Annotated in this window: 27 protein-coding genes and 1 pseudogene; 7 read left to right on the top strand and 21 right to left on the bottom strand. The window is 72.2% G+C overall.

All coding sequences use genetic code 11. The features are described 5' to 3' along the window. Positions 1 to 67: 67 nt before the first annotated feature. The 8 genes and pseudogenes from ABD223_RS36075 to nucS all read right to left on the bottom strand — a co-directional run bounded on the left by ABD223_RS36075 (position 68) and on the right by nucS (position 8,286). Positions 68 to 1,066, bottom strand: coding sequence for a DUF3558 domain-containing protein (locus tag ABD223_RS36075; RefSeq protein WP_344041374.1), 999 nt, complete (start codon positions 1,064 to 1,066; stop codon positions 68 to 70). Positions 1,067 to 1,263: 197 nt separating this feature from the next. Further along, entirely contained in the window at positions 1,264 to 1,521 is a 258-nt protein-coding gene (locus ABD223_RS36070) for a hypothetical protein (protein ID WP_344041372.1), read from the bottom strand. 25 nt (positions 1,522 to 1,546) lie between these two features. Next, positions 1,547 to 3,232 (bottom strand): sodium:solute symporter family protein, encoded by a 1,686-nt coding sequence (locus ABD223_RS36065; RefSeq protein ID WP_344041370.1) that lies wholly within the window; start codon positions 3,230 to 3,232, stop codon positions 1,547 to 1,549. A gap of 150 nt (positions 3,233 to 3,382) precedes the next feature. Next, on the bottom strand, positions 3,383 to 3,832 hold the full coding sequence (locus ABD223_RS36060) for a hypothetical protein (RefSeq protein WP_344041368.1): 450 nt from the start codon (positions 3,830 to 3,832) through the stop codon (positions 3,383 to 3,385). 94 nt (positions 3,833 to 3,926) lie between these two features. Beyond that, positions 3,927 to 5,783 carry an NB-ARC domain-containing protein gene (locus ABD223_RS36055; RefSeq protein ID WP_344041366.1) on the bottom strand — a complete coding sequence of 619 codons (1,857 nt, stop codon included), beginning with the start codon at positions 5,781 to 5,783 and terminating at the stop codon, positions 3,927 to 3,929. A gap of 228 nt (positions 5,784 to 6,011) precedes the next feature. Beyond that, positions 6,012 to 6,392, bottom strand: a pseudogene (locus ABD223_RS36050) (toll/interleukin-1 receptor domain-containing protein); the annotation flags it as partial. 10 nt (positions 6,393 to 6,402) lie between these two features. Then, the gene (locus ABD223_RS36045; protein WP_344041364.1) at positions 6,403 to 7,461 is read right to left on the bottom strand and encodes a cyclic nucleotide-binding domain-containing protein; all 1,059 of its coding nucleotides are present in this window, start codon (positions 7,459 to 7,461) and stop codon (positions 6,403 to 6,405) included. Positions 7,462 to 7,626: 165 nt separating this feature from the next. Next, complete coding sequence (gene nucS, locus ABD223_RS36040; RefSeq protein WP_344041362.1) at positions 7,627 to 8,286, bottom strand: endonuclease NucS; 660 nt, start codon at positions 8,284 to 8,286, stop codon at positions 7,627 to 7,629. A gap of 56 nt (positions 8,287 to 8,342) precedes the next feature. On the opposite strand from nucS, the gene ABD223_RS36035 reads away from it, so the two are divergent. From ABD223_RS36035 to ABD223_RS36025, 3 genes are read left to right on the top strand one after another with little or no spacing between them, the layout of a single operon-like run. Continuing rightward, complete coding sequence (locus ABD223_RS36035; RefSeq protein ID WP_380645786.1) at positions 8,343 to 9,725, top strand: amino acid permease; 1,383 nt, start codon at positions 8,343 to 8,345, stop codon at positions 9,723 to 9,725. Between the two features lie 2 nt (positions 9,726 to 9,727). Further along, positions 9,728 to 10,264: an NUDIX domain-containing protein gene (locus ABD223_RS36030; RefSeq protein ID WP_344041360.1), complete on the top strand. Its 537-nt coding sequence runs from the start codon at positions 9,728 to 9,730 to the stop codon at positions 10,262 to 10,264. Next, positions 10,261 to 10,785 carry a GNAT family N-acetyltransferase gene (locus tag ABD223_RS36025; RefSeq protein ID WP_344041357.1) on the top strand — a complete coding sequence of 175 codons (525 nt, stop codon included), beginning with the start codon at positions 10,261 to 10,263 and terminating at the stop codon, positions 10,783 to 10,785. The genes ABD223_RS36030 and ABD223_RS36025 overlap by 4 nt, the downstream gene beginning before the upstream one ends. 50 nt (positions 10,786 to 10,835) lie before the next feature. Here the strand turns inward: ABD223_RS36025 and ABD223_RS36020 are convergent, their stop codons facing one another. After that, positions 10,836 to 11,609 carry an enoyl-CoA hydratase-related protein gene (locus tag ABD223_RS36020; RefSeq protein ID WP_344041355.1) on the bottom strand — a complete coding sequence of 258 codons (774 nt, stop codon included), beginning with the start codon at positions 11,607 to 11,609 and terminating at the stop codon, positions 10,836 to 10,838. 183 nt (positions 11,610 to 11,792) lie between these two features. Further along, the gene (locus tag ABD223_RS36015) at positions 11,793 to 12,740 is read right to left on the bottom strand and encodes a GlxA family transcriptional regulator (RefSeq protein WP_344041353.1); all 948 of its coding nucleotides are present in this window, start codon (positions 12,738 to 12,740) and stop codon (positions 11,793 to 11,795) included. Between the two features lie 72 nt (positions 12,741 to 12,812). Between ABD223_RS36015 and ABD223_RS36010 the strand changes: the two genes are divergently transcribed. Beyond that, entirely contained in the window at positions 12,813 to 13,370 is a 558-nt protein-coding gene (locus ABD223_RS36010; RefSeq protein ID WP_344041351.1) for a cysteine hydrolase family protein, read from the top strand. Positions 13,371 to 13,448: 78 nt separating this feature from the next. On the opposite strand, the gene ABD223_RS36005 is transcribed toward ABD223_RS36010, so the two are convergent. Further along, positions 13,449 to 15,440, bottom strand: coding sequence for a protein meaA (locus tag ABD223_RS36005; protein ID WP_344041349.1), 1,992 nt, complete (start codon positions 15,438 to 15,440; stop codon positions 13,449 to 13,451). Between the two features lie 91 nt (positions 15,441 to 15,531). On the opposite strand from ABD223_RS36005, the gene ABD223_RS36000 reads away from it, so the two are divergent. Then, the gene (locus tag ABD223_RS36000; RefSeq protein WP_344041347.1) at positions 15,532 to 15,828 is read left to right on the top strand and encodes an SPOR domain-containing protein; all 297 of its coding nucleotides are present in this window, start codon (positions 15,532 to 15,534) and stop codon (positions 15,826 to 15,828) included. 72 nt (positions 15,829 to 15,900) lie between these two features. Here ABD223_RS36000 and murA read toward each other — a convergent pair whose 3' ends face one another. Further along, positions 15,901 to 17,160 (bottom strand): UDP-N-acetylglucosamine 1-carboxyvinyltransferase, encoded by a 1,260-nt coding sequence (gene murA / locus ABD223_RS35995; RefSeq protein ID WP_344041345.1) that lies wholly within the window; start codon positions 17,158 to 17,160, stop codon positions 15,901 to 15,903. Between the two features lie 103 nt (positions 17,161 to 17,263). Between murA and ABD223_RS35990 the strand changes: the two genes are divergently transcribed. Beyond that, positions 17,264 to 17,836 carry a cob(I)yrinic acid a,c-diamide adenosyltransferase gene (locus tag ABD223_RS35990; RefSeq protein WP_344041343.1) on the top strand — a complete coding sequence of 191 codons (573 nt, stop codon included), beginning with the start codon at positions 17,264 to 17,266 and terminating at the stop codon, positions 17,834 to 17,836. A gap of 59 nt (positions 17,837 to 17,895) precedes the next feature. On the opposite strand, the gene ABD223_RS35985 is transcribed toward ABD223_RS35990, so the two are convergent. Together ABD223_RS35985 and ABD223_RS35980 are read right to left on the bottom strand one after the other, a co-directional pair. Continuing rightward, positions 17,896 to 18,327, bottom strand: coding sequence for a DUF2550 domain-containing protein (locus ABD223_RS35985; protein WP_344041341.1), 432 nt, complete (start codon positions 18,325 to 18,327; stop codon positions 17,896 to 17,898). 22 nt (positions 18,328 to 18,349) lie between these two features. Beyond that, the gene (locus ABD223_RS35980; RefSeq protein WP_344041471.1) at positions 18,350 to 18,706 is read right to left on the bottom strand and encodes a F0F1 ATP synthase subunit epsilon; all 357 of its coding nucleotides are present in this window, start codon (positions 18,704 to 18,706) and stop codon (positions 18,350 to 18,352) included. A 443-nt stretch (positions 18,707 to 19,149) separates the two neighbouring features. Between ABD223_RS35980 and ABD223_RS35975 the strand changes: the two genes are divergently transcribed. Next, the gene (locus ABD223_RS35975) at positions 19,150 to 19,893 is read left to right on the top strand and encodes an IclR family transcriptional regulator (RefSeq protein ID WP_344041339.1); all 744 of its coding nucleotides are present in this window, start codon (positions 19,150 to 19,152) and stop codon (positions 19,891 to 19,893) included. 179 nt (positions 19,894 to 20,072) lie between these two features. Here the strand turns inward: ABD223_RS35975 and atpD are convergent, their stop codons facing one another. The 7 genes from atpD to atpB all read right to left on the bottom strand — a co-directional run bounded on the left by atpD (position 20,073) and on the right by atpB (position 26,668). Continuing rightward, positions 20,073 to 21,506, bottom strand: a complete 1,434-nt coding sequence (gene atpD, locus ABD223_RS35970; protein WP_344041337.1) for a F0F1 ATP synthase subunit beta — start codon at positions 21,504 to 21,506, stop codon at positions 20,073 to 20,075. A 1-nt stretch (position 21,507) separates the two neighbouring features. Next, a complete protein-coding gene (locus ABD223_RS35965; RefSeq protein ID WP_344041335.1) occupies positions 21,508 to 22,443 on the bottom strand; it encodes a F0F1 ATP synthase subunit gamma in 936 nt (311 codons plus the stop codon). 7 nt (positions 22,444 to 22,450) lie between these two features. Further along, complete coding sequence (gene atpA, locus ABD223_RS35960) at positions 22,451 to 24,097, bottom strand: F0F1 ATP synthase subunit alpha (protein ID WP_344041333.1); 1,647 nt, start codon at positions 24,095 to 24,097, stop codon at positions 22,451 to 22,453. 59 nt (positions 24,098 to 24,156) lie between these two features. Continuing rightward, the gene (locus tag ABD223_RS35955) at positions 24,157 to 24,984 is read right to left on the bottom strand and encodes a F0F1 ATP synthase subunit delta (RefSeq protein WP_344041331.1); all 828 of its coding nucleotides are present in this window, start codon (positions 24,982 to 24,984) and stop codon (positions 24,157 to 24,159) included. A gap of 9 nt (positions 24,985 to 24,993) precedes the next feature. Beyond that, the gene (locus ABD223_RS35950; RefSeq protein WP_344041329.1) at positions 24,994 to 25,539 is read right to left on the bottom strand and encodes a F0F1 ATP synthase subunit B; all 546 of its coding nucleotides are present in this window, start codon (positions 25,537 to 25,539) and stop codon (positions 24,994 to 24,996) included. 27 nt (positions 25,540 to 25,566) lie between these two features. Then, a complete protein-coding gene (locus ABD223_RS35945; RefSeq protein ID WP_344041327.1) occupies positions 25,567 to 25,824 on the bottom strand; it encodes an ATP synthase subunit c family protein in 258 nt (85 codons plus the stop codon). A 64-nt stretch (positions 25,825 to 25,888) separates the two neighbouring features. Beyond that, complete coding sequence (atpB, locus tag ABD223_RS35940) at positions 25,889 to 26,668, bottom strand: F0F1 ATP synthase subunit A (RefSeq protein WP_344041325.1); 780 nt, start codon at positions 26,666 to 26,668, stop codon at positions 25,889 to 25,891. Positions 26,669 to 26,706 lie beyond the last annotated feature (38 nt).

Genomic DNA, 26,706 nt, shown 5'->3' with positions numbered 1-26,706 from the left:
AACGGGTAACTGCTCGTGACGACAGCCCCCGTCAGGCACCCGACCTCCCCGGCCCCCGCCGGACGGCTCAGGCCCGGGGGATCTTCCCCAGCAGCGTCTTGGCGAAGGCGACCGCGGCGGCGCACCGGTCGAACTCCGACTCCTCCGGCCCGGCCGCCTTCACCTTGACCACCTCGCCCTCGCGGTCCTGCTCGGTCCGCTGCACCCACAGCACCTCGCACGACGGGAACGCCGTGGCGGCGGAGACCTGGTAGCCCTTGACGCCGTCGCCGAGGTCGACCTCGGTCTGCTCGTCCTCGAACTTCCGGTCCGAGGGCACGAACGTGCGGCGCAGGTCCAGCGTGACCTCGCGGTCCGTGCCCGTCCACGAGCAGTTGTGCAGCCCGTACGGGAACACCCGGTGACCGCCGCGGCCGATCGCCGCCTGGACCGCCGCCTCGTCCGGCAGCGCGCACGGGTCGAGGGCGACCAGCGAGCCCTGGGCCGGGGTGATCACGCCCTTGCGCGCCTTGACCTGCTCGACCACCGACTCCATGACCTGGCGGCCCAGCGCGCACGCGTCGCCGTCCTCGTAGCCGATCTGGACGGTGATGCCCAGGCCCGGCGCGTCCTGGGTGATCACCGAGACGAAGCAGGCGCTGTTCTCCAGCACCTGCTCGTGGCTGCGCAGCCCGGCGAGCTCCTTGTCGGCGTCCTCCAGCTCGACGGTCATGGTCTGGCCCAGCTCCACGGTGACGCCGAGGTCCTTGCCGGAGCCGTCCTTCATGAAGTTGGAGCACCGGCTGAACCCGCTGCGGGACTCCGCGCCCGGCTCGCCGAGCCGGGCGAGCAGGTCCCGGGTGAGCAGCGCGCACGGGTCGACCAACCGCAGCTTGTCGGCCGCGAAAGCCGGGTCGACGGCCTTGCCCGCGGGCACCCTGGAGGTCGGCGACGCGCCCGAGGTGGCGGTGGTGTTCCCGACCTCCGCCGCGATGGTGCTGCGCGGGAAGTTCCGCTTCTCCAGGTCCGGCCCGGCACAGCCGGCCAGCAGGAGGAACGCGCTCAGGACGGCCACCAGACGGGTCACGACGTGCACGGTAGCTCCCGCGTGCGACCTGCGTGGCGGGAACCCTGTGTCCGTCCTCACGGCACCTTTCGGGAACGATTCAGAAGGTCGTCGCGCTGTACCCGGTGACCCCCACGAGAGGACCACCGAGTGCGCAACCGCATCCGACACGCCATCCGCCTGTTCGACGCCTGGACGGTCGAGGCGTTCAACCCGGTCTACCCCCGGCGCTGACCCTCGCCCGCCGGCTCCTCGTCCGGCACGACGACGGGCCTCAGGAACGCCCACGCCGCGAACGCCGCGGACAGGGCGAGCATCCCGACCCCCGACCAGAGGTTGATGTTGAGCCCGTCGGCCTTGGCGAGGTCGGACTCGTCGGTGAAGCCGAGTCCGACCACCAGCACCACCGCACCGTAGATCGCGAAGAGCATCGCGATCACCAGCCGCAGGTCGAACAGACCGGCCTTGTGCGCCATGGGGACCTCCTCCCTCCAGCCCGTGTCAGGCGAAGACGATGTTGAGCACGACGGTCAGGACCAGCACGCCCGCGCCCAGCAGCGCCGGCGAGCGGTACCACCCGGCGTCGTCGCCGGTGGTGGAGTGCTTGCGGTCCTCCTTGGGCGTCAGGCTGTAGACCAGCCCGCGCAGCCGCTCCTCGGGCACCGGCCTGGTCACCATGGTGACCGCGACGCTGACCACGATGTCCACCACGAACGCCGCGCCCGCGCCGACGAAGCTCGCGCCCTGGCCCGGCAGGTCCAGCACGCCGGTCTCGGCGAGGACGAACACCAGCACCGCCGCGAGCGTGCCCGCGACCAGGCCGATCCAGCCCGCCGCCGCCGACATCCTCTTCCAGAACATGGCCAGGATGAACGTGGCGAACAGCGGCGCGTTGAAGAACGAGAACAGCGCCTGGATGTAGTCCATGATGTTGCCGTAGCCGGCGGCCAGGAACGCCGTGCCGATGGCGATGACCGTGCCGCCGACCGTGGCCAGGCGACCGACCCGCAGGTAGTACTCGTCCGGGCGGTCCTTCTTGACGTAGTCCTGCCACAGGTCGTACGTGAACACGGTGTTGAACGAGGACACGTTCGCCGCCACACCGGCCATGAACGACGCCAGCAGGCCCGTGATCGCGACGCCGAGCATGCCGTTGGGCAGCAGCTGCTCCATCAGCGCGGGCAGGGCGTTGTTGTAGACCACGCCCTGGCTCTCGCCGCCCGCCTTGAGCGCTTGGAGCTCCGGCACGACCAGGGCCGCGATGATGCCCGGGATGATGATCACGAACGGGATCAGGACCTTGGGGTACGCGCCGATGATGGGCGTGCGCCGGGCCGCCGACATGCTCTTGGCCGACAGCGCGCGCTGCACCTCGGCGAAGTTCGTCGTCCAGTAGCCGAACGAGAGCACGAAGCCCAGGCCGAACACGATGCCGATGACGCTGAGCACCGGGTTCTCGATGCCGGTCAGCTCGGTCGCGGGCCACGACGACAGCTGCTCCTCGCCGCCGGGACCGGCCTTCACCCGCTCGACCAGGCCGTCCCACCCGCCGACCTTGTGCAGGCCGACGATGGTCAGCGGCAGCAGCGCGGCGATGATGACGAAGAACTGGAGCACCTCGTTGTAGATGGCCGCGGACAGGCCGCCGAGGGTGGTGTAGGCCAGCACGATCAGCGCGGCGGCGACCACCGAGAACGGGATCGGCCAGCCGAGCAGCAGGTTGAGCAGGAACGCCAGCGCGTACAGGTTGACGCCCGCGATCAGCACCTGGGCGGCCGCGAAGCTGATCGCGTTGACCAGGTGGGCGCCCTTGCCGAAGCGGCGGCGCAGGAACTCGGGGACGCTGCGGACCTTCGAGCCGTAGTAGAACGGCATCATCACCAGGCCGAGGAAGACCATGGCCGGGATCGCGCCGATCCAGTAGTAGTGCATGGTCGCCATGCCGTACTGGGCGCCGTTCGCGGCCATGCCCAGCAGCTCGATCGCGCCGAGGTTGGCGGAGATGAACGCCAGACCGGTCACCCACGCGGGCAGCGACCGGCCGGAGAGCAGGAAGTCCAGGCTCGACGACACCGAGCGGCGGGCCAGGAAACCGATGCCCAGCACGAACACGAAGTAGATCGCCAACAGGGCGTAGTCCAGTGCTCCGGCATCCAGCCGGAGGTCCGCCTGTGCCAGTACGGGCACCCTCGCCCACCTCCCCGATCCAACACCCTCAAACACCAACGAACACTACTCCACACCGATCAAGGTGACCGTAGTGCACTGCGGCGCGCTTCGCCGGTTTGAACTACCCCGAGCTAAACCTCAGGTGGGGATACGTGCGGGAGGTGCCCTCTACCGGGTGAGGACGAACAGGACCTCGGCGTGGGAGGGACCGGAGGTGGCGCCGAGGGCGATCCGGTCGCCGGGCTCGGCGTCGCGGAACGCGTCGGGCACCCGGACCGGGACCCCGTCGAACCGCCCGACGGCGTCGGCGGTCGTGTCGCCGACCCGTTCGCCGCGGAAGGTGAAGACCACGCGCCCGTGGGCGGGGTAACCGTCGCCGCTGAGCCGCACCTCGCCGCCGACCGGGCCGGCGAGGGGCCGGGCCACCAGGTGCGCGGTGGGCGGGGCGAGCGCGGTGGAGCCGGCCGGGAGGGGCACCGCGGTGGGCACCGGCAGACCGGTGGGCGTGGGCATCGGGGGGAGCCCGGGCGTCTCGGCGCAGCCCGTGAGCGCCAGGGCCAGCGCGGTGGGCAGGACAGCCCACGACGGGGCGGCCGAACGGGGTCTTCGCCTGCGCACAACGCCTCCCTGCCCTGCGAAAAGGGGAGGTCAGCGTATATCGCCACGCGGCCGTTGCCACGCACCCGAACGGGGGCACGGCGACCGGACCGCACTACTCGGAAACGCCGCCGCGGGACCGCAGTTCTGCGGCCAGACCATCGGCCTTCGGCGACCCCAGAGCGCGGTACAGGGACACCGCGGCACCCCAGTGCGCGACTGCCTCGTCGATCGCGCCCCGTGCCGCGGCCAACCCGCCCGAGTGGCGGAGGGCCTCGGCCTCCTCGTACCGGCTGCCGCAGGCACGACTCGCGGCCGGCGCCGCCGAGTGCTCCTCCCGGGCGCGCACCGCGTCACCCAGCCGTGCGGCGATCACCCCGCCCGAGTTGTGCGCCTCGGCCAGGTCGAGGTGCAGACCCAGCTCGTCGAACACCGTGACCGCCCGTTCCAGGTCCGCGGCGGCTTCGACGAGGTCACCCATTTCGACGTGCACCTTCGCCCTGCTGCGCCACGCGATGCCCGTGTTGCGCCGCGCTCCTGCGGCGACGTAGTGGTCGAGCGCCACCTGGTTGAGCCGCAGCGCCTCCAGCAGGTTCCCGGACCGGCGCAGCAGGACCGCGCGATTGGCGACCGCGTTGCTCCAGCCGTGCCGATCACCGACTTCCTCGAACAGGCGTTGCGCGGTCTCGTACTGCTCGGCGCCCGCGTCCAGCCGCCCGAGCTCCAGCAGCACCCGGCCCAGGTCGTTCCGGATGCGGGCCTCGGCGTGCCGGTCCCCCGACCGCAGGCACGCGGCCAACGCGCCCAGGTGACTGCTCAGCCAGCCGTCCCACTGCTTCGCGAGGAAGAAGCAGCCCCGCATCGTGTACGCGAGCTGCCGGCGCCGCACGTCGAGTTCCGGCTCGTCCAGCGCGCACAGGGCGACGGCATCGCGCCAGTGCCCGTGCAGCCATGCCAACGCCGAGTCGTAGTCGGCGAAGTCCTCGACCCCGCCCGGTTCGCCGACCAGCGGAATCCGGTAGCGGTGAGGGGTGACGAGCCGGTCGGCGCGCTCGGCCGCGTGCAGGACGTGGTCGAACAGCCTCATGCGGGCGGCGGGCGCATGAGGGTCGGCCTCGGCGAGCTCGACGGCGTACAGGCGGAGCAGGTCGTGCGCGGCGAACCGGTCGGGGACGGGTTCGGCGAGCAGGTGCGCGCCGACCAGGTCGCGCGGCAAGCGCGTCGCCCGGGTCACCTCCACCCCGCAGAGCGCGGCCAGCGCGGGCGCGTCGACCACGCCCGTCGGGTGCGCGCCGACCAACCGGAACGCGCGCGCCGCCTCGTCCGGCAGGCGGTCCAGCGACCAGGACAGCACTGGTCGGACCGAGGAACGGGGATCGCCGCCGACCTCCAGCACGGTCAGCCTGTCGCGTTCGCGGCGCAACTCCGCCGCCAGCCCGGTCAGCGGGGAGCCGGGGCGCGATCGGGCCAACCGGGCGACGATCCGCAGTGCGAGCGGCAGCCCACCGCAGCGCGCCACCACCTCCGCTGCCGCGGGCTCCCGGTCCACGCGCTCGCCGAGGACGTCGCGAAGGAGGGACAGGCCCCGGTCGGCGTCGAGCAGGTCCAGGTGGAGCACCTCGGCCCCCTCGTGCACCACCAGCCCGAGCGGTGCGGTGCGGCTGGTCACCACCACCGCACCCGCCCCGGGCAGCAGCGGGCGCACCTGCTCCTCGGACGCGGCGTTGTCCAGCACCACCAGCACGCGGCGTCCGTGCAGCAGGCTCCGGTAACGCCCCTCACGCTCGTGACGGGTCCGCGGCACCTCTCCGCCGGGCGCCCCGAGGTCACGCAGGAACGCGCCGAGCACCTCGTCCGGTTCCAGCGGCCGCCCGGTCCCGTGCCCGCGCAGGTCGACCCACAGCTGACCGTCGGGGAAATCCCCCGGGTGCGCGCGCCCACGCCACGACCAGGGAGCTCTTCCCGACCCCACCGGGTCCGCACACCACCACCGGCGCCGATCGCCCGGCCGCCAGCCGGTCCTCCAACCACGTGATCGCGGTGTTCCGCCCCGTCAGCCTCACCGCGCCACCAGGCAACTGGCGCGGCACGACCCGCGCCGGCGCGTCGGCGTGGACGTGCACGGATCCTTCGACGCGGCCGGCCTGCACCACCACCGGGGCAGCGGCGGAGACGGTGTTGTGGACCTGGTCGCCCCTCCTCACCCCGGAACCCCCCGAGCGGCCTGGACGTACTCGACCAGGCGGTCGAGATCGCCGTTCCTGCGGTAGCGGTGCCGCTTGGTGCCGCGGAACAGCTCCGGGATCGCCTCGTCGCTGGTCTCCTGGTCGTAGAGCTTGAGCACGAGCACCTTGGGCGCGTCACCCTGCCGCTTGACGTCGAGGTGCAGGACCGAGTCGATCTCGCGGTTGGCCCACTCCGAGTCGTCGAGGTTCGCGCTCGCGCACAGGAGCAGGAACCGGCTGGCCATCAGGCCCTTCTCTATCGTCCTGCGGGTCGAGTCACCGGGGCGCAGTTCCTCGTCGTCGTACCAGGACCTGAGTCCGTGCTCGGCCAGCCGCTCCTTGATCTCGCGGATGACCGCCTTGTCCTTAGCTGGAGTGGCACAGGTACACGTCGTACTCGTACTCGGGCGGCGCCTCGCCCACCGAGTCGTCCAGCGCCCGGCGCAGCTCGGCGCGCTGCTGCAACGAGAGCTGGTCGATGCCCTCGGCGCCGATCCAGAGGACCATGATCGGTTCGTCGGTGCGTTCATAGGCGCCCGGCGGCTTGACGGAGAGTTCGGGCACGTTGACCCAGAGGGGTGGGCACTGGGCCCCTACCAGGTTCGCGGCCGCGGGGGCCGGTGACTCGACGCTGCCCGACACGAGGACGAACAACCCGCGTTCCGGGTCGCTCGCGTCCACCTTGCGCGTCACCTGGCCGATTTCGAGGGAGAACCCCTCGGGGTCCACCGTGACCAGTTCGGTGTGCGGGAGGAGCGTGCGCAGCGCGGCTTCCCACGCCTCCGGTTCGCCGACGCGCATGGGTTCGTGGGCGGGGACGACGCTGAGCGGTCCGCGGCGGCTCGGCCCGAGGAGGTACGGCGCGACCTGGATGGTGTGCTGCAACACCCGGTCGAGGATGAACCGGTCGTACTGGCGCGCGGCGAACTTGCCCGCCTCCGTGGCGGACAGCTTCTCCTCGACCTCCTCGGTGATGAACGACAGCAGCGCCACGTCGCCCATCGCCACCAGGTCCGCGGTCCGGGTGCGCTTCAGCGCCGTCGCCAGCTCGCCGACGACCTCGCCCGGCCCTCGGGTGTGCTTCGGCGCGGACGTGCCGCCGAACCCCTTGCCCTCCAGGTTGTAGACGCCGACCTCGCCGCGCAGGATGGCGAACGTCGACTTGCCGGACTCGCCGACGCGGCAGATCACCTCGCCGGGACGGCGTTCGACCAGGTGGCCGAGCTTCGGCACCTCGGTCAGCTCATCAGCCCTGAGCAGTTCGAGGAAGCTGCGGGCCGCGTGGGCGTCGGATTTCAGGATTCCGGAGACCCGGTCCAGCGCGTTGACGACCTTGTGGTGGTTCGCGTTGATCCGGGAAATCCTCTTCGCGTAATAGAGGACGTCCCAGCCGTTCCTCTCACGAAGGCATTTCTCCAGCAACACGTAATCGTCCCGATGGGCTTCAGCCCATTCGGACCGCACCTGCTCCAGCGACATCAGGTACGGCAGTTCGGGGACGGAGCAGCACGTTCACGCAAAATTGCGGGAACGCCACAGGGGCGTTCGAACCACATTACCCACCGACCACCGGGACCAGCGGCCAACGGCTCAGAACAGCCGGAACTCGTCGGGCTCGATGCCGCGCAGCGCGTCGTAGTCCAGGACCACGCACCGGATCCCCCGGTCCTCCGCCAGCGTCCGCGCCTGGGGCTTGATCTGCTGCGCCGCGAACACGCCCCGCACCGGCGACAGCAGCGGATCGCGGTTGAGCAGGTCCAGGTACCTCGTCAGCTGCTCCACGCCGTCGATCTCGCCGCGCCGCTTGATCTCCACCGCCACCGACCCGCCGGACGCGTCGCGGCACATCAGGTCGACCGGGCCGATCGGGGTGGGGAACTCGCGGCGGACCAGGGTCCAGCCCTCGCCGAGCGTCGTCACGTGCTCGGCCAGCAGCTTCTGGAGGTCGGCCTCGACGCCGTCCTTGACCAGGCCCGGCTCGGGGCCCAGCTCGTGCTTGGAGTCGTGCAGCACCTCGGCCAGGGTGATGACCAGCTTCTCGCCCGCCTTGTTCTGCACCACCCACATGTCCGGGTCCTCGATGAGCCAGCACGGCGGGCTCATCCAGTTCAGCGGCTTGTACGCGCGGTCGTCGGAGTGGATCGACACCGAGCCGTCCGCCTTGATCAGCAGCAGCCTCTGCGCCATCGGCAGATGGGCGGTGAGGCGTCCGACGTAGTCGACCTGGCAGCGAGCGATGACGAGGCGCACGGCCGACAGGCTACGGGGTGCGGGTGCCCGACCACAGCCAGGTACCGTCGGGCGACGTGTCCCCTCCGCACCGGCTCCTGCGCACCAAGCCCGTCGACCGGATGACCGAGGAGGGCGCGCGCACGTCGCTGCGCCGCGGCCTCGGGCTGGTGCCGCTGATCTCGCTGAGCGTCGGCGCCACGCTGGGCACCGGCATCTTCGTCGTGCTCGGGCAGGCCGCGCCGGAGGCCGGTCCGGCGGTCGCCGTGTCGTTCGCGGTGGCGGCGCTGGCCGCGTTGTTCTCCGCGCTCTCCTACGCCGAGCTGGCGGGCGCGGTGCCGGTGTCCGGGTCCGCCTACTCCTACACCTACGCCACGCTGGGCGAGCTGGTCGCGTGGGTCTGCGGGTGGTGCCTGCTGCTGGAGTACGGCGTGTCGGTGGCCGCGGTCGCGGTCGGGTGGAGCGGGTACCTCGACGCGTTCCTGGACGCCACGCTCGGCGTGCGGCTGCCCGAGGCGCTGACCGGCGGCGTGGTGGACCTGCCCGCGGCGGTGGTGGTGCTGCTGGCCACCGCCGTGCTGCTGCGCGGGGTGCGGGAGAGCGGCGCGGTCACCACGGTCACCACCGCGCTCAAGGTGGCGGTGCTGGTGTTCTTCGTGGTGGTCGCGGTGTTCGGGTTCCGGGCCGAGAACCTGGCCCCGTTCGCGCCCGCCGGGTTGGCGGGCATCACGGGCGCCGCGTCGCTGGTGTTCTTCTCCTTCATCGGCTTCGACGCCGCCTCCACCGCGGGCGAGGAGGCGCGGAACCCGCAGCGGGACCTGCCGCGCGCCATCGTCATCTCGCTGGCCCTGGTCACCGTGGTGTACGTGCTGGTGGCGCTGACCGCCGTCGGCGCGGTCGGCGTGGACGTGCTCGCCGGCTCGGACGCCTCGCTGGCCGCGGTCCTCCAGCAGGTCACCGGGTCCGGCTGGCCCGCGACGGTGCTGGCGGCGGGCGCGGTGGTGGCGATCGCGTCGGTGGTGCTGACCGTCCTCTACGGACAGACGCGGGTGCTGGTCGCCATGTCCCGCGACGGCCTGGTGCCCCCGGTGTTCGCGCGGGTGGGCGCGCGGCGCGTGCCGACGGCCAACACGCTGGTGGTCGGCGCGGTGGTGGCGGTGCTGGCCGCGCTGGTGCCGCTGGGGCAGCTGGCGGAGGCGACGAGCATCGGCACGCTGGTGGCGTTCGGCCTGGTCAACATCGGCGTGGTGGTGCTGCGGCGCACCCGGCCCGACCTGCCGCGGTCCTTCCGCGCACCCTGGGTGCCGGTGGTGCCGCTGCTGGGCCTCGGCATGTGCGCGCTGCTGGTCGCGGGCCTGTCGCCCGCGACGTGGTCGGCCTTCGGCGTGTGGTCGGCCGTGGGCCTGGTGGTGTACTTCGCCTACGGTCGGCACCGGTCGAAGTTGGCACAGGGAGAGTGATCGTGGAGACCCTCGGCACGCGCGAGGTGTACGCGAACCCGTGGATGGTGGTCCGGGAGGACGCCATCGGGCGCGCGGACGGGACCACCGGCATCTACGGCGTGGTGGACAAGCCGCATTACGCGCTGGTGATCCCCATGGACGGCGAGCGGCTGCGGCTGGTCGAGCAGTACCGCTACCCGCTGGGCATGAGGCGGTGGGAGTTCCCGCAGGGCACCGCGCCGGAACGGGCCGACACGGGCCCGTCGGCGCTGGCCGAGCGGGAGCTGCGGGAGGAGACCGGGCTGCGCGCCGGGAAGCTGGTCGAGCTGGGCGTGCTGGACGTCGCGCCGGGCATGTCGAGCCAGCGCGGCCGGGTGTTCCTGGCCACCGAGCTGGTCGAGGGCTTCCACGAGCGGGAGCACGAGGAGCAGGACATGCGCTCGGCGTGGTTCCCGCGCGCGGAGTTCGAGGCGATGATCGCCCGCGGCGACATCACCGACGCCCAGTCGATCGCCGCCTACACCCTGCTCCTGCTGCACGAGCACGCGCAGCCGTGAGGGCCGAGGTCGAGGAGCTGACCGCGGCCGGGCTGCTGGCGCACGCGGAGGCGCTGGCCGACGTGCTGGAGGACGCGGTGGCGGGCGGCGCGTCCGTGGGCTTCGTCAAGCCGTTGACGCGCGTGGCGGCGCTGAAGTGGTGGCGCTCCCGGGCCGCCCCGGTGGCCAACGGCCTGCTCGCGGTGTGGGTGGCGCGGGTCGGTGGCCGGGTGGTCGGCACGGTGCAGGTGCGGTTCGCCTCCACGCCGAACGGCGTCCACCGCGCGGAGGTGGCGAAGCTGCTGGTGCACCGCGACGCGCGGGGCGCCGGGCTGGGCCGGGAGCTGCTGGCGGTGGCCGAGCGGGGCGCGGCGGGGCGGGGGGTGACGCTGCTGGTGCTGGACACCCGGAGCGGTTCGGCCGCCGAGCGCCTGTACCGGCGGGAGGGCTGGGCGGAGGTCGGCGTGATCCCGGACTACACGGCCGACCCGGACGGCGTGCTGCGGCCGACCACGCTGTTCCACAAGAAGGTCGACGCCTGACGCGCAACCGCTTGCGGCGGGCGGCGACCGGGGCCGCCCGCCGGGACCGGTCAGTCCGTCCACACCGGCGGGCGCTTCTCCAGGAACGCGGCCATGCCCTCCTTCGCGGCGTCGGTCTGCGAGGCCGCCGCCATCACCTCCACCGCGATCGCGTACGCGTCGGCCTCGGGCCGGTCGAGCTGGGCGTAGGTGGTCTGCTTGCCGAGCGCCTTGCCCGCCCGGCTGCCGCGCGTGGCCCGGCGCATCAGGTCGGCCACGGCGTCGTCCAGCTCGGCGGCCGGCACCACGCGGTTCACCAGGCCCCACCGCTCGGCGGTCCGCGCGTCCACCGGGTCACCCGTCAGCGCCAGCTCCATCAGCCGCTTGCGGCCGATCGACCGGGCCACCGGCACGGCCGGCGTGTGGCAGAACCAGCCGCCCTTGCCGCCGGGCAGCGCGAACCCCGCCTCCTCCGCGGCCACCGCCAGGTCGCACGAGGCGACCAGCTGGCAGCCCGCCGCGGTGGCCAGGCCGTGCACGCGGGCGATCACCACCTGCGGCACGGACTCGATCGTGCGCATCAGGTCCGTGCACAGGGTCAGCAGCTCGCGCACGCCCTCCAGGTCGCGCGCCGCCACGTCGGCGAAGTCGTGCCCGGCGCAGAACACCGGCCCCTCGCCCGCCAGCACCACCCCCACCGCGTCCGAGGCGGCGACCTCCCGGAACGCGGCCAGCAGCTCGGTCAGGTGCTCGCCGGACAGCGAGTTGCGCCGCGCGGCGCGGTCCATGGTGATGCGCACGACGTCGTCGGTGCGCTCGACGCGGATGTGCTGGTGCTCGGCCATGAGGGGACCGTAGCCCGGCGGCCGGGGTCGGCAAACCTGTCGCGGGCGCCCGGCACGCGCCCGCCGGCCCGGCTGGACGAGCACGCGGCGAGCAGCACTCACCACCCGGCACCCGGCGTCCTGCGTCCGACACCCGGCACCCGGCACCCGACGTCCGGCACCCCGGTGTCCAGCACCCGGCGTTCAGCACCCGGCCGGCACCCGGAACGCGCGGCGGTAGGCGTCGGGTCCCACGCCCAGCTCCGCCCGCAACCGGCGCCGCAGGTTGGCCGCCGTGCCGAGGCCGGCCCGCTCGGCCACCCGGCGCACCGGCAGGTCCGTGGTCTCCAGCAGCCTCCGGGCGAGCAGCACCCGCTGCGCCAGCAGCCACCGACCGGGTGTGCTCCCGGTCGCCGCCAGGAAGGCGCGGTGGAAGGTGCGCTCGCTCAGGCCCGCGTGGCCGGCGAGGTCCGCGACGCCCAGGGGCGTGCCCAGCCGCGCCACCGCCCAGTCCACGGTGGACGCCAACCCGGCCCGCTCGGGGCGGCTCGGCAGCGGCGGGTCGACGTACTGCCGCTGCCCGCCCTCGCGGCTCGGCGGCATCACCAGGCGCCGGGCGAGGGCCGCCGCGACCGACGCGCCGTGGGCGCGCCGCACCAGGTGCAGGCACAGGTCGAGCCCGCCCACCACGCCGGCCGACGTCAGCACGCCGTCCTCCGCGTACAGCACGTCGCGCAGCACGCGGGCCTTCGGCGCGGCCCCCTCCAGCTCGTCCAGCAGCCGCCAGTGGGTGGTCGCCGCGCGCCCGTCGAGCATCCCGGCCGCCGCCAGGGTGAACGCGCCCGAGCACAGCGCGGCCACCGTGCCGCCGAAGGACCGCAGCGCGCGCAGGACGCCCTCCGGCACCGGCGCGCGCGGGTCCACCCGACCGGGGACCACGACCAGGTCGCACCCCTCGATGCCGGCCACCCCGTGCGTCGCGGCCACCTCGCCGACCGGGTGCACCGGGGTCCGCGCCCGCCCCGGCGCGCACAGCCTCAGCTCGAACGGGCCCACGCCCGCGTCCGACCGGTCGACGCCCCACACCTCGGCGGCCACCGACACGTCGAACGCGCGGGTGCCGGGCAGCAGCAGGACACCGACCACGCGCATGGCAGGAAAGTACCCCGTCGCGCCGGATCTGCCACTCCCCGCGACCGTTCCCGGAGCCGCAGGCTGGTGCCCGTGGAGAACACCGACGACAAGACGAAGGCCCTGGTCCTGATCGACGTGCAGCGCGGTTTCGACGACCCGTCCTGGGGCGCGCGCGACAACCCCGGCGCGGAGGCCAACACCGCCCGCCTCCTCGCCGCCTGGACCGGCCCGCTGGTGCTGGTGCGGCACGACTCCGCCGAGCCGGGCTCGCCGCTGCGCCCCGGTCAGGACGGCAACCGGTTCAAGCCCGAGCTGGACGCCGCGCGCCCCGACCTCGTCTTCGCCAAGCGGGTGAACTCCGCGTTCCACGGCGAGGTCGACCTGGACGCGTGGCTGCGCGGGCGCGGCATCACCGACCTGGTGCTCGCGGGCATCCAGACCAACATGTGCGTGGAGACCACCGCCCGCGTGGGCGGCAACCTCGGCTACCGGGTCTCGGTCGTCCTGGACGCCACGTTCACCTTCGGCCTGGGCGGCCTGACAGCCGAGGAGCTCTCCCGCGCCACGGTCGCCAACCTGAGCGGCGGCGGGTTCGCCGAGGTCGTCTCGACCGACGACGTCATCGAGGACCTGGCACGGCGCCGATGACCCGCCCGGGGCGCGGTCAGCCCCGCGTCACCGCGCCAAGGCCCCGCGTCACTCGATCGGGCTGGAATGCCGCGTCGGTCAGAGGCCTCGCGCCTCGCGCACCACCGACACGATCTCGTCCATGATCTGCGTCAGCTCGTAGTCCTTGGGCGTGAACACCCGCGCCACCCCGCGCTCCCGCAGCTTCGCGGCGTCGTCGGGCGGCACGATCCCGCCGACCACCACCGGCACGTCGCCCGCGCCCGCCTCCCGCAGGCCGTCGACCACGGCGGGCACGACCTCCAGGTGCGAACCGGACAGGATGGACAGGCCCACCACGTGCACGTCCTCCTGCACCGCGGCCGCGACGATCTGGGCCGGGGTCAGTCGGATGCCCTGGTAGACCACCTCGAAGCCGACGTCGCGGGCGCGCACGGCGACCTGCTCCGCGCCGTTGGAGTGGCCGTCCAGGCCGGGCTTGCCGACGAGGATGCGCAGGCGCTCGCCCAGCGCCTCCCCGGTGGCCCGGACCCGGTCGCGGACCCGCCCGACCTCGGTGCCCGCCTCACCGGAGGCCGAGGCGGCGGACACGCCCGTCGGCGCCCGGTACTCGCCGAACGCGTCGCGCAGCGCGGACGCCCACTCGCCGGTGGTCACGCCGGCCCGCGCGCACGCCAGCGTGGCCTCCACGAGGTTCCGGTCGGTCCCGGCCGCCGCCCGCAACCCGTCCAGTGTGGACCGGACCAGCGCGTCGTCCCGCCCGGCCCGCCACGCGCGCACCGCCTCGACGGCGTGCGCCTCCACGGCCGGGTCGATCTGCTCGATCGCGTTCGCGCCCTCGGCCTGCAACGGCGACGGCTCGGTGGTGGCGAACCTGTTCACGCCCACCACGACGTCGTCACCGGACTCGACGCGCCGCCGCCGCTCGGCCAGCGAGGACACCAGCGCGGACTTCATGTACCCGGACTCGACGGCCGCGACCGCCCCGCCCATCGCCTGCACGCGGTCGATCTCGGCCCGCGCGCCCCCGACCAGCTCGTCGACCTTCGCCTCGACCACGTGCGAGCCCTCGAACAGGTCCTGGTACTCCAGCAGGTCCGTCTCGTAGGCCAGCACCTGCTGCATCCGCAGCGCCCACTGCTGGTCCCACGGCCGGGGCAGGCCCAGCGCCTCGTTCCACGCGGGCAGCTGGATCGCGCGGGCGCGGGCGTCGCGCGACAGCGTCACGGCCAGCATCTCCAGCACGATCCGCTGCACGTTGTTCTCCGGCTGCGCCTCGGTCAGGCCCAGCGAGTTGACCTGCACGCCGTAGCGGAAGCGGCGGTGCGCCGGGTTCTCGATGCCGTACCGGTCGCGGGTGATCTCGTCCCACAGCCGGACGAACGCCCGCACCTTGCACATCTCCTCGACGAACCGCACGCCGGCGTTGACGAAGAACGAGATGCGCGCGACCACGTCGCCGCGCCGCTCCTCGGGCACCTGGCCGGAGTCGAACACCGAGTCCAGCACCGCGATCGCGGTGGACAGGGAGTAGGCGATCTCCTGCACGGGCGTCGCGCCCGCCTCCTGGAGGTGGTACGAGCAGATGTTGATCGGGTTCCACTTCGGCACGTTCGCCACGGTCCACGCGACCACGTCGGTGATCAGGCGCAGGCTCGGCCCCGGCGGGAACACGTACGTGCCGCGGGACAGGTACTCCTTGATGATGTCGTTCTGCGTGGTGCCCGCGAGGGTCGCGCGGTCCGCGCCCTGCTCGTCGGCCACGCTCACGTACAGCGCGAGCAGCCACATGGCGGTCGCGTTGATGGTCATCGAGGTGTTCGCGCCGCCCAGCGGGATCTCGTCGAACAACCGCCGCATGTCGCCGATGTGGCTGATCGGCACGCCGACCTTGCCGACCTCGCCGCGCGCCGGCTCGTCGTCCGGGTCGTAGCCGGTCTGGGTCGGCAGGTCGAAGGCGACCGACAGGCCGGTCTGGCCCTTGGCCAGGTTGCGGCGGTACAGGGCGTTGGAAGCGGCGGCGCTGGAGTGGCCCGCGTAGGTCCGCATCACCCAGGGGCGGTCGCGTTCGCGGTCTGCCGGGTACGGCACGGCAACCTCCTACGTCGTCGTTGCCCGTAGCGTACTGACGGGTAACCCACACGCGGCGTGCCGTTGCTCACTGAATCGAAGTCGGAGGAGCATGAGCGGCGTGACCGCCCTCACGCTGACCCTGCTGCCCCTGTTCGTGCTGGGCGTGCTCGCCCTGGTCCTCTACTGGGCGTTCGGGAACGACCGCCGCGGGGTGCCCGACCACACGGGCCACGACTTCGGGCTGCTGGTCCAGGTGGCCGCGACGCCCACGGTCGAGGCGGCGGACGTGCTGGCCGCGCGCCTGCGCCGCGCCGGGATCAGGGTGACCGTGGTCCGGCGCGGCGGGGCGCACCTGCTGCTGGTGTTCCCCGCCGACGCGCCGGACGCGAAGCTGCTGCTGAGCTGACCGGGCCCCAGATCCCAGGGCGCAGCGCCCAGGGCGCAGCGCCCAGACCGCAGGGCCCAGGCCACAGGCCCCTCAGGCGCCGACCCGCTCCACGGTCGCGCCGAGCTTGCGCAGGTTCTCCACGAAACCGGGGTAGCCGCGCTCGATGTGGAAGATCTCGTAGACCTCGGTCGCGCCGTCCGCGCACAGCCCCGCGAGCACCAGGCCCGCGCCCGCGCGGATGTCCGAGGCCCACACCGGCGCGCTGGACAGCCGCTCCACGCCCCGCACCACCGCGTGGTGGCCGTCGGTGCGGGCGTCCGCGCCCAGCCGCACCATCTCCTCGATGAACCGGAACCGCGCCTCGAACAGGTTCTCGGTGATCATCGACGTGCCCTCGGACACGCTGGACAGCGCGATCGCGAACGGCTGGAGGTCGGTGGCGAACCCCGGGTAGGGCAGCGTCACGAAGTCCACCGACCGGGGCCGCTCGCGCTGGACCACGCGGAACGCCCGGTCGCCCTCCAGGGTGACCTCCGCGCCCGCCGTGCGCAGCTTCTCCAGCACCAGGTCCAGGTGGTGCGGGTCCACGCCGCGCACGGTGATGTCGCCCTGGGTCATGGCGGCGGCGAACGCCCAGGTCGCGCCGACGATGCGGTCGCCGATCACGCGGTGCTCGGTCGGCCGGAGCGACTCCACCCCGTGCACGGTGAGCGTGGACGTGCCCGCGCCCTCGATCCTGGCGCCCATCTCTTGGAGCATCACGCAGATGTCCACGATCTCCGGCTCGCGGGCGGCGTTGTCGATGACCGTGGTGCCGTCGGCCAGCACCGCCGCCATCAGGATGTTCTCGGTGGCGCCGACGCTGGGGAAGTCGAGCCAGATCTGCGCGCCGTGCAAGCCCTCGGCCTCGGCGACCACGCAGCCGTGCTCGATCTCGCTGTGGGCGCCGAGCTTGCGCAGGCCGTTCTGGTGCATGTCCAGCGGGCGGGAGCCGATCGCGTCGCCACCGGGCAGCGCCACCACCGCCCGCTTGCAGCGGCCCACCAGCGGGCCCAGCACGCAGACGGACGCGCGCAGCTTGCCCATCGCCTCGGAGTCGGCCCGGTGGTTGAGCTCCGCCGGCGTGGTGATGGTGGCCACGTCGCCGGACAGGGTGACCTCGCAGCCCAGGCTGCGCAGGACGTCCGCCATCAGCGGGACGTCCAGGATCTCCGGGCAGTTGGTGATCGTGGTGGTGCCCTCGGCCAGCAGCGCCGCCGCCATCAGCTTCAGCACGCTGTTCTTGGCGCCCACGACGTCGACCTCGCCGACCAGGCGCCCACCGCCCTGGACCCGGAAGTGCTCGCTCACGTAAGGAACTCCTCGCTCGTCGTTCCGCAATCCTACGGAGGTACTTGATCGTGCCCGTTCGCGGTGGCGGGTTCGGCGGTGCGCACCTGGCTAGAGTGCGGTCATGGCCGTGCACCTGACGAAGATCTACACCCGCGTCGGCGACGACGGGACCACCGGGCTCGGGGACTTCTCCCGGGTGCCCAAGACGTCACCGCGCATCGCCGCGTACGCGGACGTGGACGAGACCGGGGCCGTCCTGGGCGTCGCGCTGGCCCTGGGGCAGCTCGCCCCGGACGTCACCGACGTGGTGCGGCGGGTGCAGAACGACCTGTTCGACGTGGGCGCGGACCTGTCCACGCCGATCACGCCGGACCCGGAGCACCCACCGCTGCGGGTCACCCAGCCCTACGTGGACCGGCTGGAGTCCTGGTGCGACGAGTTCAACGCCCGGCTGGGCAAGCTGGACTCGTTCATCCTCTCGGGCGGCACGCCCGGCGCCGCCCTGCTGCACCAGGCCCGCACCGTGGCCCGGCGCGCCGAGCGCTCGACGTGGGCGCTGCTGGAGGCGGAGCCGGAGGTCTCGAACCCGCTCGCGGCCAAGTACCTGAACCGGCTGTCGGACCTGCTGTTCATCCTGGCGCGGGTGGCCAACCCCGAGGGCGACGTGCTGTGGCGGCCGGGCGGCGGCGACTGACGGCGCCGCCCGTCCGGGCGACCGGCCGTCCCGCGAGGGGTCCGGCCGGTGGCCCGGGGTCAGGAAGCCCAGGGGATGGAGCGGCCCGGGGGCGCGGACTCCAACCAGGACAGGAACCCGGTCAGCGCGTCCGGGCCCATGGCGATCTCCACCTCGCCCCTGCTGCCCTTGCACCGCAGCACCACCGCGCCCGCGGGCATGGCGTAGGTCTCGGCGGGCGCGGGCTCCCGGCGGTCGTCGATCTCGAAGCCCTCGCGGGAGATCATCACGTCCGGGCCGGTGCGCAGGCTCAGCACGCGGAACCAGGTGAACTCGTCACCGCGGTAGTGGCCGACACCGAGGTGCCAGCCCCGACCGGAGGAGTCCACCCGGGACCTCAGCGCCACGTGCACGCCACCGGCGCGCAGGACGCGGACGCGGCGCCACGCGAGGTACCCGAGCACCACCACCGCGACGAACAGGACCACCCCGACGACTTCGGCGATCCCCACGGCGTTCGTCCGCTCGTCCGCGTCAGGCCGTGTGTCCCGCGGCGCGCAGCCGCGCGTTCGCCCGGGCCTTCTCCGCGTCGTCCCCGCTGGAGACCTTCCCGCGGGCCCGCTCGACGTCGATCTCGTCGGACAGCTCGGCGTTCTCGGCGAGGATGCTCACGCCCTCACCGGTCACGGAGAGGAAACCCCCGTGGACGGCGGCCGTGACGACCTCGCCGTCGGTGGTGCGCACGCGGACCACGCCGCCCTCGACGAGCTGGCCCAGCACGGGCTCGTGGCCCGGCAGGATGCCGATCTCGCCCTCCAGCGTCTGCGCGACCACGGAGGTGGCCGTGCCGGACCACAACCGGCGTTCCACGGCGACCAACTGGACGGTCATCTCGGCCACGCGCATCTCCCTCGTTCAACGGAGTCAAGGTGCAGTCTAAACGGTGGCCGAGGGTGAGCGCCGCACCAGGCGGCCTCAGGTGCCTCCTCCGTGAGGTGCGGCCCTCCCGGCAGGCGCCCGGACGGCCTCGACCGCGACCGCCACCGGGGCCGCGACGAGCGAGAAGACGGGGAAATCCCACGGGTGCGCCACACCCCGCCGTGAGCACCTACCCACCCCACGGCGGCCCGCGGACCGCCCCGACCAGGCCGAAGCCCGCCGTCCGACCGAGACCGGCCGCCCGGTTCCCGTCGTCGGCGCACTGACCACGGATCAGCCGCCGCCGGCACCGCCGGCCGGCCCGACGGGAGCACCCGCCCGGTCACGCGGAAGGGGTGAGGTGCGTCACGGGCGCACCGGCGGGGCGCTTCCCGGCGGGTGGAAGACTGCGGCGCGTGACGACGCCGAAGTCCGTGCTGGAGCGGGCGTTCGCGCTGCTGGCGGTGTTCACCGTGGACCGGTCGGCGATGACGCTGTCGGAGCTGAGCCGCCGCTCCGGCCTGCCGCTGAGCACCACCCACCGCCTGGTGGCCGCGCTCGTCGAGCTGCGCGCCCTGACCCGCAACGCCGACGGCCGCTACTCGGTCGGCCTGCGGCTGCTGGAGCTGGGCGCGCTGTCACCGGGCAGCCTGGACCTGCGGGACCGGGCGCTGCCGTTCCTGGAGGACCTGTACGAGGTGACGCGGCACAACGTGCAACTGGCCGTGCGGGACGGGCTGGACGTGGTCTACGTCGAGCGGATCTCGGCGCGGGACGCGGTCAACGTGGTGACGCGCGTGGGCAGCCGGATGCCGCTGCACTGCACCGGCGTGGGCCTGGTCCTGCTCGCCGCCGCGCCCGCGCACGTGCAGGAGGAGGTGCTCGCGGGACCGCTGCGGAGGTTCACCCCGAAGACCCTCGTCCGGCCGCGGGACCTGAGGGAGGCGCTGGCCCGGGTGCGCCGCGACGGTTACGCGATCAGCGACCGGCAGATCGAGATGATCACCTACTCGGTGGCGGCGCCGGTGCGCGACGCGAGCGGGGAGGTGGTGGCGTCGGTGTCGGTCGTGGTGCCGGCGGGCACGGGCACGGACGCGGTGGTGCCCGCCGTGCGGGCGTGCGGGCTGACGATCTCGCGGGTGCTGGGCTGGATGACCTGAGGGGCCGGGCGGGCCGCACGGCCCCTGCGGTCCGGAAAAGCCGCGCCGCGCTTCGCAGGAGTCCCCGCCCGGGGAACCCCTGCTTTCACCTTGCCGGCACCCACCGACAATTTCCGGCCCGAAAAGCCGGGAGGGCCGCTCCCCCGTGGGGAACGGCCCTCCCGGACAACGGGCTCAGCTCACTTGCCCGCGAGCTTCTTCGCGTTCGCCTCGACGTCGTCCAGACCGCCGCAGGAGAAGAACGCCTGCTCCGGGTAGTGGTCGAACTCGCCCTTGCAGACGCGGTCGAACGCCTCGATCGTGTCCTTGATCGGCACGAACGAACCCGGCTGGCCGGTGAACTTCTCGGCCACGATGAAGTTCTGGCCCAGGAAGCGCTCCAGTCGACGCGCCCGACCGACGAGGACCTTGTCCTCCTCGGAGAGCTCGTCCATGCCCAGGATCGCGATGATGTCCTGGAGCTCCTTGTACTTCTGGAGGATCCGCTTGACCTCCTGCGCCACCCGGTAGTGCTCCTCGCCGACGATGGTCGGCTCCAGGATCCGGGACGACGAGGACAGCGGGTCCACCGCCGGGTAGATGCCCTTCTGGGAGATCGGACGGGAGAGCTCCGTCGTCGCGTCCAGGTGGGCGAAGGTGGTGGCGGGCGCCGGGTCGGTGTAGTCGTCCGCCGGCACGTAGATCGCCTGGAGCGAGGTGATCGACTTGCCCCGCGTCGAGGTGATCCGCTCCTGGAGCTCGCCCATCTCGTCCGCCAGCGTCGGCTGGTAGCCCACGGCGGACGGCATCCGGCCCAGCAGGGTCGACACCTCGGAGCCCGCCTGGGTGAAGCGGAAGATGTTGTCGATGAACAGCAGCACGTCCTGGCCCTGGACGTCGCGGAAGTACTCCGCCATCGTCAGCGCCGAGAGCGCGACGCGCATGCGCGTGCCGGGCGGCTCGTCCATCTGGCCGAACACCAGGGCGGTGTCGTTGAGGACGCCCATCTCCTCCATCTCCAGGAGGAGGTCGGTGCCCTCACGGGTGCGCTCGCCGACGCCGGCGAACACCGACGTGCCGGAGAACTCGCGGGCGATACGGGTGATCATCTCCTGGATGAGCACCGTCTTGCCCACGCCCGCGCCGCCGAACAGGCCGATCTTGCCGCCCTTGACGTACGGGGTCAGCAGGTCGATGACCTTGATGCCCGTTTCCAGGATCTCGGTCTTGCCCTCGAGCTGGTCGAAGGCCGGCGCCTTGCGGTGGATGCCCCACTGCTCGCCGTCGCGGCCCAGGCCCGGCTGGTCGAGGCAGTCGCCCAGGGCGTTGAACACGTGGCCCTTGACGACGTCGCCGACGGGCACGCTGATCGCGGCGCCGGTGTCGGTCACGGCCGCGCCGCGCACCAGGCCGTCGGTGGGCTGCATGGAGATGCAGCGGACCAGGTTGTCGCCCAGGTGCTGGGCGACCTCCAGGGTCAGCGTCTTGGCCACCGCTTCGTAGGTGATCTCGGAGTGCAGGGCGTTGAACAGCTCGGGCACCGCGTCGCGCGGGAACTCCACGTCGACGACGGCACCGATGACCCGGACCACACGGCCCGTGCGGGTGGTGGTGGGAGTAGCAATTGCGGTCATGTCACTCGTCACTTCCTGCGCCACCGGTAAGCGCGGAGGCGCCACCGACGATCTCGCTGATCTCCTGGGTGATCTGGGCCTGGCGAGCCGCGTTCGCCTGGCGGCTGAGCGTGCGGACCAACTCGGTGGCGTTGTCCGTCGCCGCCTTCATCGCGGTCCGCCGCGCCGCCGACTCCGAGGCCGCCGCGTCCAGCAGCGCCGAGAAGAGCCGGGTCTTGACGTACTTCGGCAGCATCGCGCCCAGCAGCGTCTCCGCGCTCGGCTCGAACGAGTACACCGACTGGAGCTTCTGCGGCTCCGGGTCGTAGTCGACGACCATCGGCGCGATCCGCTTGGCCACCGGCTGCTGGCTCAGCATGGACTTGAACTCGGTGTAGACCACGTGCAGCTCGTCCACGCCCAGGACACCGTCGGGCCCCGGGTCGTCGCCCTCGTCGTCGCTGCCCGCGACGAACGCCTTCACCAGCGCGTCACCGGCCTCGGAGGCGTTGACGTACTGCGGGAGCTGGGAGAAGCCGGTCCAGTCGCCCGCGATCTCCCGCCGGCGGAACCGGTAGTAGCCCACGCCCTTGCGGCCGACGACGAAGAGCACGGGCTCCTTGCCCTTGGACCGCAGCAGCGAGAACAGCTCCTCGGCCGCCTTGAGCACGTTGGCGTTGTAGCCGCCGCACATGCCCTTGTCGCTGGTGATGACCAGCACGCCGGCCCGCTTGGGGTTCTTGCGCTCGGTCAGCAGCGGGTGGTCGAGGTTCGACGACGCCGTGGCCAGGGAGGAGAGCACACCGGTGATCTCCTCCGCGTAGGGCCGCGACGCCTCGACCCGTCCCTGGGCCTTGGCCAGCCGCGACGTGGCGATGAGCTCGTACGCCTTGGTGATCTTCTTGGTCGAGTTGACCGTGCGGATCCTCTGGCGCAGCTCTCGGATCTGTGCCGCCATGCCTACGTCACTTCTCGGTCGGAGCCGGTCGGTTGACCTTCACCGACTCCTGCCCGACCTTGTCGGCGTCCATGGCGGTGGCCGGCGCGTCGTTGACCGCCGGGGTGCCGCCGGACTGGGTGAACTGCTGCTTGAACGACTCGACCGCGTTGACGATGCCCTTCTCGGCGTCGTCCGAGAGCACCTTGGACTCGCGGATGCCGGAGAGGATGGCCTCGTGGTTGCGGCGCACGTGCTCCAGGAACTCCGACTCGAACCGGCGGACGTCGCCGACCGGGACGGAGTCGAGGTGGCCCTTGGTGCCGAGGTAGATCGAGACGACCTGCTCCTCGACCGGGACCGGCTGGTACTGGCCCTGCTTGAGCAGCTCGACCAGGCGGGCGCCGCGGTCCAGCTGCGCGCGCGACGCGGCGTCCAGGTCGGACGCGAACGCGGAGAACGCCTCCAGCTCGCGGAACTGGGACAGGTCCAGGCGCAGCGAGCCGGACACCGTCTTCATCGCCTTGATCTGCGCGGCGCCACCCACGCGGGACACCGAGATGCCCACGTTGACGGCCGGGCGCACACCGGCGTTGAACAGGTCCGACTCCAGGAAGCACTGGCCGTCGGTGATCGAGATGACGTTGGTCGGGATGTACGCCGACACGTCGTTGGCCTTGGTCTCGATGATCGGCAGGCCGGTCATCGAGCCGCCGCCCATGTCGTCCGACAGCTTCGCGCAGCGCTCCAGCAGGCGGGAGTGCAAGTAGAAGACGTCGCCGGGGTACGCCTCGCGGCCCGGCGGGCGGCGCAGCAGCAGCGAGATGGCGCGGTACGCCTCCGCCTGCTTGGTCAGGTCGTCGAAGATGATCAGGACGTGCTTGCCCTGGTACATCCAGTGCTGGCCGATGGCGGAGCCGGTGTAGGGGGCCAGCCACTTGAAGCCCGCGGAGTCCGACGCCGGCGCCGCCACGATCGTGGTGTACTCCAGCGCGCCCGCCTCCTCCAGCGCGGTCTTGACGCCCGCGATGGTGGAGCCCTTCTGGCCGATGGCGACGTAGACGCAGCGGACCTGCTGCTGCGGGTCGCCGCTCTGCCAGGCCTTCTTCTGGTTGATGATCGTGTCGATGCAGACCGCGGTCTTGCCGGTCTTGCGGTCGCCGATGATCAGCTGGCGCTGGCCGCGGCCGATGGGGGTCATCGAGTCGATGGCCTTGATGCCGGTCTGCATCGGCTCGCCCACCGGCTGGCGCTGGAGCACCGAGGCCGCCTGGAGCTCCAGGGCGCGGTTGTCGTCGGCGACGACGTCGCCGAGGCCGTCGATCGGCTGGCCGAGCGGGTTGACCACGCGACCCAGGAAGCCGTCGCCGACCGGCACGGAGAGCACCTGGCCGGTCCGCTTGACCTCCTGGCCCTCCTCGATCTTGTCGAAGTCACCCAGGATGACGGCGCCGATCTCGCGCACTTCCAGGTTCAGGGCGACACCGAGCACGCCGCCGGGGAACTCCAGCAGCTCGTTGGTCATGGTGCCGGGCAGACCCTCGACGATGGCGATGCCGTCGTAGGTCTCCGCGACGACGCCGACCTCTTCCCGGCTGACTTCCGGGGAGTAGGTCGAGACGTACTTCTCGATCGCACTGCGGATCTCGTCCGACGAGATCGTCAGCTCCGCCATGTCGTTCCTGCTCTCACTTCGTTCTGGGAAAGGGGCTTGTGGGCCGCGGTTCCGGTCGGTCAGCCGGCGAGGTCGCGGCGCAGTGCCGCGAGCCGACCCGCCACGCTGCCGTCGATGACCTCGTCACCGATCTTGATCAGCAGGCCGCCGCGCAGGGCGGGGTCGACCTCGACGTGGAGGGCGATGGGTCGCGAGTAGATCCGGGTCAGCGTGGCCTCCAGGCGGTCCTGCTGCGCCGCATCGAGCTCAACAGCAGAACGGACGTGGGCGACCGAACGTTCCCGGCGCTTGGCCGCGAGCGCCGCGAGGTCGCTCAGACCGGCGACGAGGCTCCGCCCCCGTGGTTCCCGGACGAGCTGGTCGACCAGGGACTTGGTGGTGCCGTCGACCTTGCCCGCGATGAGGCCGTCGACCAGCGCCACCTTGCCCGCCGGCTCGGCCGCCGGGTCGGACAGGGCCAGCTCCAGCTCGTGGTTGCCCGCGATGATGCGGCCGAGCCGGAACAGCTCGTCCTCGACCGCGTCGAGCCGGCCGTCGCGCTCCGCCCGCACCAGCAGCGTGGTGCGGGCCAGGGACTCGACGCCGTCGACCAGCTCGCGCGGGCTCGACCAGCGGCTGGTCACGACCGTGCCCAGCACCTGGAGCGTCGGGTCGGTGACCTTGTCGCCGAGCAGGCCGCGCAGCAGCTGCTCGCGCACCGCGGGCTCGGCGGCGTTGTCGGCCAGCGCGCGGCGCAGCGCGGGCCGGCCGACCAGCAGGCCGACGACCGCGAACAGCTCGTCACCCAGCTCGCCCAGGGCCGCGCTGTTCTTCGTGGCGTCGACGACCTCCAGCAGCCGCAGTTCGGCGGCGGCCAGGGCGTCTCGGCTAGCGGCGTGCAGCGTCATCGGCGTTCCTCACTTGGCGGCCGGGGCCGACGTGCCGTCGAGGTCGGCCAGGAAGCGGTCGACGGTGCCCCGGCGGCGCACCTCGTCCTCCAGCGACTCGCCGACCACCCGGTCCGCGAGGTCGATGGCCAGCCGGCCCAGCTCGCCGCGCAGCTCCGCGACGATCTGCGACCGCTGGGTCTCCAGCTGGGTCTGCCCCTGCGCGACGATCCGCGCGGATTCCTCCTGGGCCTTGGCGCGCAGCTCGCTGATGATCTGCTCGCCCTCGATGCGGGCGTCGTCGCGGATGCGGGCCGCCTCGGCACGGGCCTCGGCGAGCTGCGCGCGGTAGTCCTCGAGCAGCTTCTGCGCCTCGACCTGCGCCTGCTCCGCCTTCTCGATGCCACCCTCGATCTTGGCGGCACGCTCCGCGTACAGCGCCTCGAAACGCGGCGCCACGAACTTCTTCATGACGAAGAGCAGCAGCAGGAACGCGACGAGACCGAGGATGATCTCGGACGTGTGCGGAAGGACCGGGTTGATCTCGCCTTCCGCAGCCAGGATGAGGGTATTCATCTCAGACTTCTCCTAGGGCGAAGAACGTCAGGCGGCGGAGGCGAGGAAGTAGACGACGAAGCCGAGCAGCGCCAGGACCTCGACGATGGCGAAGGTGGTCCAGGCGAGGCCGAGCAGCACGCCGCGGGCCTCGGGCTGGCGGGCGGTGCCGCTGATCACCGAGGAGAAGATCAGGCCCACGCCGATGCCCGGACCGATCGCCGCGAGGCCGTAGCCGATCGCCGCGAGGCCGGCGTTGGTGACACCACTGGTGGCGGCTTCCTGGGCAAGAACGATAGCGCTCACTTGTGCTGTTCCCTTTCACTTCGGTCCGCGGAACACCCGCGGATCGGAGGCTTTGAGTGGTTTCTCAGTGCTCTTCGGCCAGCGCCGCGCCGATGTAGTTGGCGGACAGCAGCGCGAAGATGTACGCCTGCAGCACCATGATCAGCGCTTCCAGGAAGGTCAGCGCGATGGCGAAGGCGAAGGCGATCGGCGCGACCACCACGGTGACGCCGCCGGCGAAGAGGAGGTACTCACCCGCCAAGGTGAACACCAACAGGAGCAGGTGACCCGCGAACATGGCCGCGAAGACTCGGATCGCGAGCGTGAGCGGGTTCAGGATGAACTTCTGGAAGAACTCGATCGGCACCAGCAGGATCAGCACGTACCACGGCGCGCCGGGCGGCATGGTCTGGTTCTTCAGGTAGCCGAGGAAACCGTGGCGCCGGAAGCCCACGAAGTGGTAGACCGGGTAGATCACCAGCACGGAGACCGCGAGCGGGAACCCGATGTGCGACATCGTGGGGAACTGGATGAACGGAACGAGGCCGAACAGGTTGTTCACCAGGATGAAGCTGAAGACCGTGAGGATCAGCGGCACGAAGGGCTGGAAGTCCTTGGCGCCGATCTGCTCGCGGGCGATCGAGTTGCGACCGAGGTCGTAGGCCGACTCCCCGAGGAACTGGAACTTGCCCGGGACGAGCTTGAGGTTGCGGGTCGCGGCGAGGAAGAACGCCCCGATGATGACGATCGACAGCACCAGCAGCACCATGGGCTTGGTGACGTCGCCGAAGATCGCCGGCGGGAAGAAGTCCTTCGTGCCGGGAGCGACGAACTCATCGCCCGCGGCCAGCACCGTCATGGTCACTGTGTTCCTTCCGGTTCTCCCGGCCGGCGTTCACTCCG

Source organism: Saccharothrix xinjiangensis (assembly GCF_039527585.1).
GTDB classification, from domain to species: Bacteria; Actinomycetota; Actinomycetes; order Mycobacteriales; family Pseudonocardiaceae; genus Actinosynnema; species Actinosynnema xinjiangensis.
This window is presented reverse-complemented; position numbering and strand designations above follow the sequence as displayed.